General features: G+C 56.4%; 14 protein-coding genes and 1 pseudogene. All 15 read left to right on the forward strand.

What is annotated here, in order from left to right:
* Positions 1 to 438 precede the first annotated feature (438 nt).
* On the forward strand, positions 439 to 1,044 hold the full coding sequence (locus VF260_08200) for a molybdenum cofactor guanylyltransferase (GenBank protein HEX7057160.1): 606 nt from the start codon (positions 439 to 441) through the stop codon (positions 1,042 to 1,044).
* A 14-nt stretch (positions 1,045 to 1,058) separates the two neighbouring features.
* Positions 1,059 to 2,099, forward strand: coding sequence for a GTP 3',8-cyclase MoaA (gene moaA / locus VF260_08205; GenBank protein HEX7057161.1), 1,041 nt, complete (start codon positions 1,059 to 1,061; stop codon positions 2,097 to 2,099).
* A 3-nt stretch (positions 2,100 to 2,102) separates the two neighbouring features.
* On the forward strand, positions 2,103 to 3,362 hold the full coding sequence (gene glp / locus VF260_08210; protein ID HEX7057162.1) for a gephyrin-like molybdotransferase Glp: 1,260 nt from the start codon (positions 2,103 to 2,105) through the stop codon (positions 3,360 to 3,362).
* 17 nt (positions 3,363 to 3,379) lie between these two features.
* Entirely contained in the window at positions 3,380 to 3,883 is a 504-nt protein-coding gene (mobB, locus tag VF260_08215) for a molybdopterin-guanine dinucleotide biosynthesis protein B (GenBank protein HEX7057163.1), read from the forward strand.
* Positions 3,880 to 4,122, forward strand: a complete 243-nt coding sequence (moaD, locus tag VF260_08220) for a molybdopterin converting factor subunit 1 (protein HEX7057164.1) — start codon at positions 3,880 to 3,882, stop codon at positions 4,120 to 4,122. The genes mobB and moaD overlap by 4 nt, the downstream gene beginning before the upstream one ends.
* Before the next feature lie 6 nt (positions 4,123 to 4,128).
* Positions 4,129 to 5,178, forward strand: a complete 1,050-nt coding sequence (locus VF260_08225) for a ThiF family adenylyltransferase (protein HEX7057165.1) — start codon at positions 4,129 to 4,131, stop codon at positions 5,176 to 5,178.
* A 15-nt stretch (positions 5,179 to 5,193) separates the two neighbouring features.
* The gene (moaC, locus tag VF260_08230; protein ID HEX7057166.1) at positions 5,194 to 5,691 is read left to right on the forward strand and encodes a cyclic pyranopterin monophosphate synthase MoaC; all 498 of its coding nucleotides are present in this window, start codon (positions 5,194 to 5,196) and stop codon (positions 5,689 to 5,691) included.
* Positions 5,688 to 6,185, forward strand: coding sequence for a MogA/MoaB family molybdenum cofactor biosynthesis protein (locus tag VF260_08235; GenBank protein ID HEX7057167.1), 498 nt, complete (start codon positions 5,688 to 5,690; stop codon positions 6,183 to 6,185). The genes moaC and VF260_08235 overlap by 4 nt, the downstream gene beginning before the upstream one ends.
* Positions 6,186 to 6,192: 7 nt before the next feature.
* Positions 6,193 to 6,615, forward strand: a pseudogene (locus VF260_08240) (molybdenum cofactor biosynthesis protein MoaE).
* Positions 6,616 to 6,757: 142 nt separating this feature from the next.
* A complete protein-coding gene (locus VF260_08245) occupies positions 6,758 to 7,183 on the forward strand; it encodes a YlbF family regulator (GenBank protein HEX7057168.1) in 426 nt (141 codons plus the stop codon).
* A 244-nt stretch (positions 7,184 to 7,427) separates the two neighbouring features.
* Positions 7,428 to 11,108: a nitrate reductase subunit alpha gene (locus tag VF260_08250; GenBank protein HEX7057169.1), complete on the forward strand. Its 3,681-nt coding sequence runs from the start codon at positions 7,428 to 7,430 to the stop codon at positions 11,106 to 11,108.
* Positions 11,098 to 12,567: a nitrate reductase subunit beta gene (gene narH, locus VF260_08255; protein ID HEX7057170.1), complete on the forward strand. Its 1,470-nt coding sequence runs from the start codon at positions 11,098 to 11,100 to the stop codon at positions 12,565 to 12,567. Before VF260_08250 ends, narH begins: the two co-directional genes overlap by 11 nt.
* 21 nt (positions 12,568 to 12,588) lie before the next feature.
* Entirely contained in the window at positions 12,589 to 13,146 is a 558-nt protein-coding gene (gene narJ, locus VF260_08260; GenBank protein HEX7057171.1) for a nitrate reductase molybdenum cofactor assembly chaperone, read from the forward strand.
* The gene (gene narI, locus VF260_08265) at positions 13,143 to 13,889 is read left to right on the forward strand and encodes a respiratory nitrate reductase subunit gamma (protein ID HEX7057172.1); all 747 of its coding nucleotides are present in this window, start codon (positions 13,143 to 13,145) and stop codon (positions 13,887 to 13,889) included. The genes narJ and narI overlap by 4 nt, the downstream gene beginning before the upstream one ends.
* Before the next feature lie 15 nt (positions 13,890 to 13,904).
* Positions 13,905 to 14,504: hypothetical protein (locus VF260_08270; GenBank protein HEX7057173.1), on the forward strand; the 600-nt coding region annotated here is incomplete at its 3' end.

The raw sequence follows: 14,504 nt of genomic DNA on the forward strand, positions 1-14,504 counted from the left end.
TATTGCAACTATCAAAATTTCCGACGTGGCTGGACAGCGCCCGCAGATCAACGCTGGCTGGACAGCGCCCGCAGATCAACGCCGGCCGGACAGTGCCCGCAGATCAACATCTGCTGAACAGCGCCTGCAGATCAGCGTTGGACGGACAACGGCAGGCTGGTCAGCTTCGGCCGGGCAGCGCCGGCAAGTGTGCGGCAAAAAAACATAATGCTTTTTTGGCAAGCGTATATATCATTTGAGGCGCTTCTTGACAATCCAGGCTCGCCGGCAAACAAGGCCAAATCGCCCAGGCACGACAAGCACAGACCGCCCATTTGTCGTTCGTGTGATAAAAGTTACAGTTTATGCCTATTCGTCAAGGTTAAACTGATTCTATACTGCTTCTTCTAATTTTATGCTTCCGACTTGTCCGAAACTTGTCCGAAAAAAGGTATGAACATGCTAAGCGGAATCATTCTCGCCGGAGGGCGGGGCCGGAGAATGGGAAACAAGCGCAAAGCGCTGCTTAAAATTGCGGGGGAACCGCTAATCAGCCGGCAAATACGCCTGATGGCCCCCGTTTGTGCGGAAATACTCGTGGTCGTCGATGAACCGGCCGCATTTTCCGGCATTGTTCCGGCCGATATCCGGGTGCTCGGCGACGATGACAAATATCGCGGGCCGCTGTCCGGAATGGAGCGGGGCTTGCGGGAAGCGAAGGAGCGCATTGCCTGGGTTGTCGCCTGCGATCAGCCGTTTGTGTCAGTCGCGGCCGCGGAAACGTTGGCGCAAGCGTTGCAACTGTCGTCCGCCGATGCCGCCGTGGTCGCGCTGGACGGGACGCTTGAGCCGCTGCATGGATGCTACGACGCAGGCTGCGCAAAATTGGCGGCGGAGCAATTGGCGCAGGGCAACACGCGCGTTGTGGATTTTTTGCGGAATATCCGCACCGTGCGGCTGGATGAAACGGCATTTGCGAAAATTGCCGATCCCCGCTTGTTTTGTTTTGACATCGATACGCCTAAGCAGCTTGCCCAAGCGCGTAAATGGGCCAGCCGTTCGTAAGGGGGAAGGAAAGGATGAATGTGTTGGCACAGTCGGCCGATAGCGCCGCCAGGAAAATGCTGGTCGACCGGTTTAACCGGGTGCACGATTATTTGCGGATTTCCGTCACCGACCGCTGCAATTTGCGCTGTGTTTACTGCATGCCGCCGGAGGGGATGGAATTCGCGCCGGCAGAAAACATTTTAAGCGATCGCGAGATCGTAGAGGTCGTTCGGGTTGTCGCCGGCATGGGCGTGACCAAATTGCGTATAACGGGCGGGGAGCCGCTTGTGCGCAAAGGGCTTCCGGATCTGATCGCGAAACTCGCGGCGATACCCGGAATTGCCGATATCAGCATGACGACAAACGGCATTTATTTGGCCAAAAAAGCAAAAGCGCTGAAAGCGGCCGGACTAAACCGGGTCAACATCAGCCTCGATTCGCTAAAGCCGGAACGGTTTGCCAAAATCACGCGCGGCGGCGACCTGCAAAAAGTATTGGACGGCATCGAAGCGTGCCGCAAAGAAGGCATCGCGCCGATCAAATTGAACGTCGTGCTGATGAAAGGCGAGAATGACGATGAAATCGTCGATTTTCTGCGCATGACCCGGGAGCGCCCGGTGCACGTGCGTTTTATCGAATATATGCCGATCGGCCATCAGAATGACCATTGGCGAAAAGCGTATTTGCCGCTGACGGCGGTGCTGGATGCTTGCAGCCGATCCGGCATGCATGCTGAACGCGTGGAAAAAGGCCCGATTGGCAACGGCCCGGCGGAAGTATACCGGATCGCCGGGGCGGCCGGCACGTTCGGGCTGATCCATCCGGTCAGCGATCATTTTTGCGGCAGTTGCACAAGGCTCAGGCTTACCGCCGACGGAAATGTCAAACCCTGCCTGTACTGGAATGACGAATTCAACGTACGCAAACGGATCGGCGACGATGAGGCGGTGCGAAATTTGTTTTTACAAGCGATCGGCGCAAAGCCGTACAACCATGAGATGGCGAAGGCGCTGAACAACGAGAAGCAAAGCCATACGCCGACAGTGCGGCGGATGTCGCAGATTGGAGGTTGAGCGATGGTAATGGGCACGGTTGCCGGCTCCCGTTTTCGCCGTAAAGCGATTCAGCCGGAGGCGGCTTGGGAAAAAATCGCGGCGTGTGTCCAGCAATTGGAGACAATCGAAGTCGCGCTCGCGGAAGCGGAAGGCATGCACCTCGCCGAAAACGTGATCGCCCCGGCTCCGTTGCCGCATTTTGCCCGTTCGGGCATGGACGGTTTCGCCATCCGGTCCGCGGATATCCAAACGGCATCGAGTGAACATCCGGTATTGCTGGAAGTGATCGACAATATTCCGTGCGGCGCGGCGCCGAACAAAGCCGTTTTGCCCGGCACGGCGGCGCGCACGATGACCGGCGCGATGGTCCCCGACGGCGCGGATGCCGTTATCATGCTGGAAATGACGGAAGAACGAAACAAGGACGGAAAAGCTTATATCGCGGTGCGCCGTTCAATCGCCAAAGGCGATAACGTATCGCTTGCCGGCTCGGAAATCGCGCAAGGAGAATTGCTGATGGAGGCCGGAAGGCGCATCGGCGCCGGGGAAATCTCGCTGTTGGCCGCGTTTGGCTACTCCCGTGTGAAGGTGCATCGCCGCCCGGTCGTTGCGGTATTGTCCACCGGCACGGAATTATTGGAGGTTGCCGAACCGCTTGTCCCGGGGAAAATCCGCAACAGCAATGCGCCCATGCTGGCGGCATTGATTCGCGAGGAAGGCGGGGTTGCGCGCCTGGCGGGAAAAATTCCCGATGATTTGGCGCAGGCCAAACGCAAGCTGGCCGAACTGTTCGGACAAGCCGACCTGGTCATCACCACGGGCGGCGTTTCCGTCGGCGATTACGATATTATGACGGATTTGTTCAACGAGTGGTCTGGAACGATGCTGTTCAACAAAGTCGCCATGCGGCCGGGAAGCCCGACAACCGTCGGCGTGCTGCACAAGAAACTGCTGTTTGCGCTCTCCGGCAATCCCGGAGCGTGCCATGCCGGATTCAAACTGTTCGTGCTGCCCGCGCTGCGCGGCATGCAGGGACAAAAGCAACCGCAATTGCCGATTGTCGATGCGTATTTGGCGGCGGACTATCCGAAAGTGAACGGCTTTCGCCGCTATTTGCGGGGGCGTTTTCAGTATCAAAACGGCCAAATTTTCGTCGTCCCGATCGGTTCCGACAAATCGAGCGTGATGGTGTCCATCAAAGACGCGGAATGTCTGATCATGATTCCTCCCGGCGGAACCGGCATGCGCGCGGGCGATCCGGTGCAAGCGATTATGTTATAGGGAGTTGAAAGCCGCAAATGACAGTCATGCAAATTATCGGTTATGCCAATTCCGGAAAAACGACGCTGTTATGCCGGCTGATCGAACGGCTCGTATCCGCGGGATGCCACGTCGGGACGGTCAAACATGACGCGCATTGCCGCGAATTCGACGTCCCCGGCAAGGACAGCTGGCGCCATCGCAAGTCCGGAGCGAAAAAAACCGCTTTTGTTTCCGCTGCCGGAACCGCTTATTTTGAAGAAGGCGAAGCGGCCCTTGCGGAAATTATCAACCGTATGCAGGATGTCGATATTGTGCTGGTCGAGGGATTTAAAGCCGCCCCGTACCGCAAAATCGCCGTTCTGCGCAATCCCGGGGACGAACGCATCTTGCATGCCGCGGATAACGTGGTCGCCGCCGCCGTCTGGGCGAACAACGGCCAATGGGACGGGCTTGGCGTTGATACGATGTTCGACATTGATGCGATAGAAGAAATGGCTGATTATATCGCCCAAACGGCGCTCAGGAGGGAAGCTCCATGATCCGGGTGCTCCTTTTTGCCGCGCTGGCAGAGGCGGCCAACGCTGCGCGGGTTGCGCTGCCGCTCGAAAACGGCGTGACCATAGGCCATGTAAGAGCCGCGTTGGCGGATTTGCATCCGGAAATCGCCGACAAGCTCGCATGTTGTATAGCGGCGGTCAACCAAACTTATTGCCCGGACGAAACAATCGTTACGGCTGCGGATGAAATTGCCTTTATTCCGCCCGTAAGCGGAGGTTAAACGGCATTGAATCCATGCGATCCGGAAAAATTACCCAAATATTCCCGGCAAACTTTGTTTGCGCCGATCGGACTTCAGGGCCAGACAAAATTGGCGCAGGCCAAAGCGGCAGTGGTCGGTGTCGGGGCGCTCGGCACCGCTTTGGCAAATTATTTGGTCAGGGCGGGCGTCGGCTATGTCCGGTTGATCGACCGGGATGTGGTGGAAGAAAGCAACCTGAACCGCCAACTGTTGTTTGGCGAAGACGATGCATCCTGCTCGCGCCCGAAGGCGGAAGCGGCGGCGCACGCGCTTAGGCGCGTCAATTCAGCCGTCCAAATCGAGCCCGTGACGGAGGATTTGCATGCGTTCAACGCCGCCCGATTGTTGGCGGATATGGATATCATCCTGGACGGGACGGACAATTTTTCCACCCGTTATTTGCTGAACGACGTCTCGCTGAAATTCGGCATCCCCTGGGTTTACGGCGGCGCGGTGGGGGCGCGATCTGTTTCCATTTCTTTCGTGCCCCGATCCACGCCGTGCTTCCGCTGTCTATACCCCGCGATGCCCGGCAATGGCGTTCTGGAGACATGCGACACCGCTGGCGTGATCGGGCCTGCCGCGGGATTAACGGCGTCTGTGCAAGCTGCGGAAGCGCTGAAAATACTCGTTGGCGACAGCAAGCGTCTGCGCCCGTCGCTCATTTTTATCGATTTGTGGAGCAATGAATTTCGCCATATCGACGTGAGCGGGGCAAAACGCAAAGACTGCCCGGCATGCGCGGAGAAAAACTACGAATTTCTGGATGCGCAGGCGAAGAGCGACCTGTTTCAGCGGCTATGCGGCCGGAACGCGGTGCAAGTTTTTCCCGCCGGCGCGGTCAGACTTGATCTAAAAAGCTGGGCGGATCGCCTCGCGCATACGGGCAAGGTAAAATTGCAGCGATACATGGCGCAATTGCAAACAGACGACGGCTTGCGGCTCTTGCTTTTTTCCGATGGCCGGGCGATCGTGGAGGGAACGGAGGACATCGAACAGGCCAGGGCGATTTATCGCAAATATGTCGGTACATAAGAAAGGTTGATCGGCATGGCAAAACAACCGGAACTGACCCATTTGAATGCGCAAGGCAGGGCGAAAATGGTCGACGTCTCCGCCAAAAAAAGCTCGCTGCGCACGGCAAAAGCGAAAACGACAGTCGGCATGCGGCCGCAAACGTTGCTAACGATCAAGCGCGGCGGTTTTGCCAAAGGCGATGTGCTTTCGGTTGCGCAAATTGCCGGAATCATGGCGGCAAAAAAAACGGGAGAGTGGATCCCGATGTGTCATCCGCTCGGCATTGACGGGGCCGATATTGCTTTTTCCGATAACGGCCATGACGAATTGTACATCGAAGCGACGGTCAAAACGACTGCCAAAACAGGCGTTGAAATGGAGGCTTTGACCGCTGTTTCCTGTGCGGCGCTGACCGTATACGACATGTGCAAGGCGGTCGACAAAACGATGGCGATCGGGCCTACCGTGCTCTTGCAAAAAACAGGCGGCACAAGCGGTGATTTTATTCGTGATGGGGAGCATTCCGGATGAAATGGCAAACGGCGATTTTAACGGTCAGCGACAAAGGCTATAATGGAGAAAGAAAGGACATGAGCGGGCAAGTGATCCGCGAACTGGCGGAAAAATATCTGCCATGTGAAATTGTCGACTATCGGATCGTCCCCGATGAGATGGCGCTCATTTCAGCGGCTCTTGCGGACATGAGCGCAGCCGGCGCGGACCTCATTTTCACCACGGGAGGGACGGGAATCGGTCCGCGCGATGTTACCCCGGAGGCGACCAGGCAGGTGATTGAGAAAGAGATTCCCGGTCTTGCCGAATTGATGCGCATGGAGTCGCTGGCGAAAACAAAAAGAGCGGCGCTATCCCGCGGGATTTGCGGCACGCGGGGCAAAACGCTGATCATCAACTTGCCGGGTGGCCCCGCGGCGGTTCGGGAAAATATGACGGCCGTTCTCGAACTGCTGCCGCACGCGCTGCAAGTTTTGACCGGGAGCGTAAAGGAGCATGCCCATGAAGGCTGAACGCTGCGCGATCACATTCGGGCCGATTGATATTGCCGCGGTTGTCGGCAAAACCGCTTCTCCGCTGCATGGAGCCACTTGTCTGTTTATCGGGACGACGCGCAGCGTAACCGACGGGCGGACAACGCTGCATCTGGAATATGAAGCTTACATACCGATGGCCTTGCGCATGTTGGAGCAAATATGCGACGAAATTGCCGCAAGCTGGACAGGAACGTTAGCCGCCATCACCCATCGGTTGGGCCGCGTCGATATCGGCGAAGCGAGCGTCTGCATTTCCGTTTCCGCACCGCATCGCCATGATTGCTATGAAGCAAGCCGTTATGCGATCGAACGGTTAAAGCAAATTGTGCCCATCTGGAAAAAGGAGATATTTTCCGACGGGGCGGAATGGGTGCAAGGCAAGACGGGATCGTGGAATCCGCTGTAAAAAGGGCGCTCCTGCGCATTTACCATATGCTCGCGATCCTACCGTGGCGTTGGCGGCAAATGTGTAGTATGATAATTGTAATGTGAAGGAAGTTCACACCATGTTCGCCCGTTTGCGGCGAACCAAAAAAGGAGGAAACGCGTTGATTACGAAAACGGAAAAAAGCGAAATTGTGAAAAAAACGGAAGAACTTTGCGAGACGATTCTGGCGCAGCCGGTTTATAAAGATTTGAAGCAAAAGGTGGAAACGTTTATCGCGAACGATGAAGCGACCAGCCAATACAACAGCTTTCTCGACTTGCACCGCAGAATGCAGCAGAAGGAACGCGAAGGCGCGGATTTCAGTGAAGAAGAAATCGCGGAATACAACGAGAGGGAATACAAACTGTACACGAATGATACGATTCGCGAATTTTTGTACGCGGAGCGCGAACTGGAAAAAATCCATAATATGATCAGCGCTTACGTAATCAAGACGATCGAGCTTGATCGCTTGCCGGACGAAGATGAATTGGAATTGCAGCGTGGCTGCGGCTGCGGCGGCAGCTGCGGTTGCGGCGGGCACTGAACGTTTCCCTTCCTGCCCGCTGGCGGAAAAATCCGCACATCTGAACGACCGTTCGTCGTGTTATCGACGGGCGGTTTTTTTGTGCAAACATTTGTCAATTTTGTTACAGCGCTTGCGAAAATTGCGGATGGCGCAAAGGCTGGTGAAAAACGTCACAGAGATTTTTACCGCCAAAATGCTAGAAATAAAACGTGAATAAATTGTGAAAAAGTGACATTTCGCCAAACACATGAGGAGGATGCGCATGAAACGCGGGAATACACCCCTGCGGAAATTCGCCCAATACTTTGCGCCAAAAGAGCAATATTCGGACAAGTGGAGTGAGGTTTCGCACAGGAGCAGGGAGTGGGAAGATACTTACCGGCGCAGATGGCAGCATGACAAAGTGGTGCGCTCGACCCACGGCGTAAACTGCACCGGTTCGTGCAGCTGGAAAATATTTGTGAAAAATGGCCTCGTTACCTGGGAGCATCAACAAACCGATTATCCGGAAACAGGACCGGATATGCCGGATTTTGAACCGCGCGGCTGTCCGCGCGGGGCAAGCTTTTCCTGGTATTTGTACAGCCCGCTGCGCGTCAAGTTTCCGTATATTCGCGGTTGCCTGCTCGATATGTACCGGACGGAATTGCGGCGGACGAACAACCCGGTTGCCGCTTGGGCGGCAATTGTGGGCGATCCGCTGAAAGCCGCCAAATACAAACAGGCCAGGGGCAAAGGCGGCTTCGTCCGCGCGTCCTGGCAGGAAGCGGCGGAAATGATCTCCGCCGCCATGATTCATACGATCAAAGAGTACGGTCCCGACCGCATTTTCGGCTTTTCGCCGATTCCCGCCATGTCGATGGTGAGTTATGCCGCCGGCGCCCGTTTTTTATCATTGGTAGGCGCGCCGCTGTTAAGCTTTTACGACTGGTATGCCGACCTGCCGCCGGCTTCGCCGCAAATTTGGGGCGACCAGACGGATGTGCCGGAAAGCAGCGACTGGTATAACTCCGGCTATTTGCTTGTGTGGGGCTCCAATTTGCCGATGACGCGCACGCCGGACGCGCATTTTCTCGCAGAGGCGAGATACCGCGGCGCCAAAGTGGTGTCGATCAGCCCGGATTACGCCGAGTTTGTCAAATTCGCGGATGAGTGGCTGGCTCCAAAGCAGGGAACCGATGGGGCGCTGGCGCTGGCGATGGGCCATGTCATTTTGCAAGAATATTACGAGCGCCAAAAAACGCCTTATTTCCTTGATTATGCGCGGAAAAACACCGATTTGCCATGTCTGGTGACGATCGTGCCCAAGGATGGCGCATATGTTCCCGGGCGCTTTTTGACCGCGGATGATTTGCGGATTACAACGAACAACGCGGAGTGGAAAACGATTGTGTACGATGACGCTCGGCATGCGCTTGTCTGCCCGCAGGGGAGCATCGGCTTTCGTTGGGGCGAAGAAGGCAAGTGGAATCTCGAACCGAAAGACGGCGAAAGCGGCCGGGAAATTCATCCCCGCCTTTCGCTGTTCGGCGTGCATGACGAAATCGTGCAAGTGGCGCTGCCGTATTTCGACGCCGCGGGAAATCGCATAAGCAAAAGGGCGGTGCCGGTCAAACGGATCACAATCGGCGAGGAAACCCGCCTGGTCACGACCGTGTACGATTTGACATTGGCCAATTACGGCGTAACGCGCGAGTTTGCCGCGGACGAAGCGCGCCTTGCGCCGGAACAAAGGCCGTTTACCCCGGAATGGCAGCAGACGATTACCGGCGTGCCGGCGGAGCAGGCGGTAAAAATCGCCCGCGAATTCGCCGAGAACGCCATTGCCACGAAAGGCCGTTCCATGATTATTATGGGCGCCGGCATCAATCATTGGTACAACTCCGACATGATTTACCGCGCGATTTTGAATCTGGTGCTGCTGGTCGGAGCGGAAGGCGTAAACGGCGGCGGCTGGGCGCATTATGTCGGGCAGGAGAAACTGCGGCCGGCGGAAGGATGGAACGCGATCGCTTTTGCGCGTGACTGGTCGCTGCCGCCGCGCCTGCAAAACGGCACATCTTTTTTCTACTTCGCCACCGACCAATGGCGCTATGAAGACATTACGGCAGACGATCTCGTCTCGCCGACGTCCGGCAAACCGCGGTACAGCCACGTTGCGGATTACAACGCATTGGCGGCAAGGCTGGGCTGGCTGCCGTCATACCCGCAGTTTGCCGCGAATCCGCTTAAGTTGCCCGCGGCGGCGGCAAAAGCGGGCGCTCGGAAACCGGCGGAAGTAGAGCAATACATTGCCGCGCAATTGCAAAAAGGCGAGCTGAAGTTTGCCGTGGAAGACCCGGACGATCCTGCCAATTTCCCGCGCGTGCTGTTCGTATGGCGGGCGAATCTGATTTCCAGTTCGGGCAAAGGACATGAATATTTCCTGAAACATTTCTTGGGCGCGGCGAACGGATTGTTGAACGACGACCGCGACAAAATTCGTACAACGGAAATTGCCTGGCGCAACCAGGCGCCGGAAGGCAAGCTCGATTTGCTCGTCAGCCTTGATTTCCGCATGGCGGGAAACCCGCTTTATTCCGACATCGTGCTGCCGGCGGCGACCTGGTATGAAAAAACCGATTTGAGCAGCACCGACATGCATCCGTTCGTGCATCCGTTCAACCCGGCCGTAGGCCCGTTGTGGGAAGCGAAATCGGACTGGGAAGCGTTCAAGGAACTGGCGCGCGTGTTTTCGCTAATGGCCGAAAAGGAATTTGCCGGGCCTGTTACGGATATCGTAACGACGCCTTTGCTGCACGACTCTCCGGATGAGCTGGCGCAGCCGTTCGGACGCGTGAAAGATTGGAAGAGCGGCGAAGCGGAAGCGATCCCGGGCAAAACGATGCCGCGGCTGCACATGGTGGAACGGGATTACCGGCTTGTCTACGACAAGATGACGTCGCTCGGGCCGTTGCTCGCGGAAAAACCGTTCGGCACTAAAGGAATCAATTGGTCCGCCGCGGAGGAATACGATCTGCTGAAAAAAATTTTGGGCACGAAAAAGGGCGGCAAAATCGGCGCGGACTGCCCGGACATCAGCGACGACCGGAAAGTCGCGGAAGCGATCCTGACGCTGTCCTCCACGACGAACGGCAAAGTGGCGGTGAAAGCGTGGGAGGCGCTGGAAAAAAAGACGGCGCTATCTTTAAAGGATCTGGCCGAAGAGCGGGGCGAGGAGCGGTTCACGCTTAAGCAGATCGACCGGCAGCCGCGCACGGTCATCACCTCGCCGGCATTTTCCGGGTCGGAAAAAGGCGGCAGAAGATATGCGCCGTTCACCACCAATGTGGAGCGGCGCATCCCCTGGCGGACGCTGACCGGCCGCCAACAGTTTTATCTCGATCATGAGCTTTTGATGGAATTCGGCGAGTCGATGGCTACTTACAAACCGGCGCTTAACCCCCGCCCGTTTGCCGGCAAAAAGGCAAAAGCCGGCAAGGAAGTCGTGCTGAACTATTTGACTCCGCACAACAAATGGTCGATTCACAGCATGTATTACGACTCGCTGCCGATGCAAACGCTGTTCCGCGGGGGCCCGACCATCTGGATGAACAAGGACGATGCTTTTGAGGCGGACATCAACGACAACGATTGGATCGAATGCTTCAACCAGAACGGCGTCGTCGTGGCGCGCGCGGTCGTGACGCATCGGCTGCCGCGCGGCATGGCGATGATGTATCACGCGCAGGACAGAACTTTGTATGTGCCCGGGTCAAAGCTGACGGGCAAGCGCGGCGGCACGCACAACAGCCCGACGCGCATCCGCGTCAAGCCGACGCATATGATCGGGGGGTACGCGCAATTGAGCTACGGCTTCAACTATTACGGGCCAACCGGCAACCAGCGCGATTTAAACGTGATGATCCGCAAACTGGAAGAGGTGGATTGGCTTGAAGATTAAAGCGCATGTCGCCATGGTGATGAACCTGGACAAATGCATCGGGTGCCACACGTGCACCGTTACTTGCAAAAATACGTGGACAAACCGCAAGGGCGCGGAATATATGTACTGGAACAACGTGGAGACCAAGCCCGGCGTCGGGTACCCGAAGGAATGGGAAAACCAGGACAAATACCGGGGCGGATGGGAGCTGAAAAACGGCAAGCTGGAGTTGAAAAGCGGACCGCGCGGCAAAAAGCTGCTGAACATTTTCCACAATCCCGATCTTCCGGAAATCGACGATTATTATGAACCGTGGACTTATGAATACGATAAATTGATTCACTCTCCCGAACGCAAGCATCAGCCGGTCGCCATGCCCAGATCGCAAATTACCGGCGAGCGCATGGATATTTGTTGGGGCCCCAACTGGGAAGACGATTTGGCGGGAGCCCATGTGACGGGTTTGCGCGATCCGAACTTTGTGAATATGCAAGAAGAGGTGCGCATGGAATTTGCGCAGGTGTTTATGATGTATCTGCCGCGCATCTGCGAGCATTGCTTGAATCCGGCGTGCGTTTCCGCGTGCCCTTCCGGCGCAATGTACAAGCGCGATGAAGACGGCATCGTACTGGTGGACCAAACGGCTTGCCGGGCGTGGCGGTTTTGCGTCTCCAGCTGCCCGTACAAAAAAGTTTATTTCAACTGGGCGACGAACAAGGCGGAAAAATGCACGCTCTGCTATCCCCGGATTGAAGCGGGCATGCCGACTATTTGCGCCGAAACTTGCGTTGGCCGCATCCGCTATCTCGGCATCGTCCTGTATGATGCCGAACGGGTGAAAGAAGCCGCCAGCGTGCCGGACGTGAAAGATTTGTATGAAGCGCAGCTGGGATTATTTTTGGACCCGTTTGCGCCGCACGTCATCGCGCAGGCGAAAGAAGAAGGCATTCCGGACGAGTGGATTGCGGCGGCGCAAAAATCGCCGGTTTATAAACTGGCTGTCCAGTGGAAAATTGCCTTGCCGCTGCACCCGGAATACCGGACGCTGCCGATGGTCTGGTACGTGCCGCCGCTCAGTCCGGTGATGAACCGGGTGGAAGGCAAAGGCAGCAACGCGAAACCGGAAGACGTGTTCGGGGCGATCGACGACATGCGCATACCCGTATCCTATTTGGCCAGCCTTTTGGCGGCGGGCGATACGGAAGTTATCCGCAATGTGCTGCGCAAGATGGCGGCGATGCGCATTTATATGCGATCCGTGCAATTGCGTCAGCCGATTGACGAAGAAATGTTGCGGGACGCCGGGCTTGACCCCGATACGGCGGAGCAGATGTACCGGCTTTTGGCAATTGCCAAATATAGCGACAGGTTCGTCATACCGCCTGCGCACCGCGAACTGGCGGAAGAAACGTTTTTGGAGCAGGGCGGCTGCAGCCTGAATTTCGCCGGCGGCCCCGGCGCTTGCGGGCCGTTTTGAGCAAAGGGGAGGATGAAGTGAATGGATGTATCGGCATTGCGGCATTTGTTTTACGCGGAGTCTTTTTTGCTGCGGTATCCCGATGCCGCCTGGCGCGGGCAGGCCTCCGAAGTGATCGCGGCGCTGCAGGGGATGAAAACGGCCGAGCTCGCGCAAACGTTAGCCGCGGCGGCGGAGCAATTGCTGGCAAGCCGTGCCGCGGATGACCTGGAAAAACTGTACGTGGAGACGTTTGATTTCGGCAAACAGACGAATCTGTACCTGACTTATGCCGAATTTGGCGAAACGAAAGAGCGCGGCGCCGCATTGCTCGGTTTGCAACAACAATACGAAGAAGCCGGATTTGTCCTGAAGGGCGGCGAGTTGCCGGATTATTTGCCGGTTATGCTGGAATTTGCCGCTATGGCCGACGCGGAAGCTTGCGCGCGCGTATTCGCCCCGCTGTTGCCCGCATTGCGGGAAATACTTCGCGGGCTTGCCGCGGGAAATAGTCCCTATTGCGCGATTTTTCGCGCCATTGTCGCAACCGTCGGGCAAATGGCGCTGGCAAACGAGCCGATCGGGGGTGTTTGCCCATGACATTTTGGGAGCTGTTTTTATGGAGCGTATATCCGTATCTGGTGCTGGTAACGTTAACGCTTAGCCTGATATTCCGCAGGCGTTTCCGCCCGTTCGGCTGGACGTCGAAATCAAGCGAGTTTTTGGAAAAGAAATGGTTGCAAATAGGCAGCCCGTTATTTCACTACGGCATTATTTTCGTCTTTTTCGGCCATGTCGCCGGGCTGCTTGTGCCTTTGGAGTTTTACCGCGAATTGGGCGTATCGGACGAAACCTACCATCAGTTGGCGCTGTGGGGCGGGGGCGCGGCCGGTTTGGCGGCGGCGGCGGGAATCCTGCTGTTGGCTGGCCGCCGTTTTGCCCATCCGCGGATTCGCGCAACGAGCAGTTTTGGCGATTTTGTGACGATCATCCTGTTGAACATTGTGATCTTCACCGGAATTTCCGCGACAGGCGCGAATGCGGCTTCTTCCGCCAATTTTGATTACCGGCAGAACATCGGTCCGTGGATTCGCGGCGTATTGACGCTTCGCCCCGATGCTGCTATCATGCAGGATGTGCCGCTGCCGTTCAAAATTCATATTGTGGCGGCGATTGCCTTGTTCGCCGTTTTCCCGTTCACGCGGCTTGTGCATATGTTCAGCATTCCGCTATCCTATTTGGCGCGAACTTATGTCCTTTACCGCAAACGCCATGGGCGCGCACCGAAAAACAGCCGCCACGCTGTTTCGGATGCGGGAAACAACGGCGGAGGATTGCATTGAAAGAAGGTTATCTGGGTGGAAAACGGGATATTGCTTGGGGCATCATTGCTTATCGTCCTGATCGTTCGCAGGTGGCTGCTTAAACGAACCCCTTCGGAGACGGCGTCAATGGCGAGCGTCATGGCCGCCGGCATTTTCATCAACGGAGCGCTGGCAAATTTTCCGGCCCTTGACCGTTTTGGCGGTTTGTTCAGCATCGTCTTATTTTCCGCCTGGTTTTGGATTGCCATTTCCTATATTTCGTCCTATTTTCAAAAAACGTTTCGGACGCGGCATCTCGATAGCCCGATTAAAATTTTTGCCATCGGCACCTGGGTGGCCGGTTCATCGGTCTGCGCCGTTTCGCTGGCCAGAAAAATGCCGGAATTAACCGCGCTGTCGGTATTTGTCGCGCTCGTTGGACTTGCGGTTTGGCTTGTTTATGTCGTGCTCTGCATCGCCAGTTACATCAAGATATTCCGCCTGCGCCTGTTTCATCAGGTGCACGGCGTTTTATTGATTTTTACCGTCAGCACGCAGTCTCTGGTTGTGATCGGCGCGACGCTGATGAGGGATGTGCTGCCGGGTTCGCTTTTCGCTTTCATGATCGGCCTGGGCGCGGTATTTTACTGCCTT

It is taken from the genome of Bacilli bacterium (assembly GCA_036381315.1).
Lineage (GTDB): Bacteria > Bacillota > Bacilli > Paenibacillales > KCTC-25726 > DASVDB01.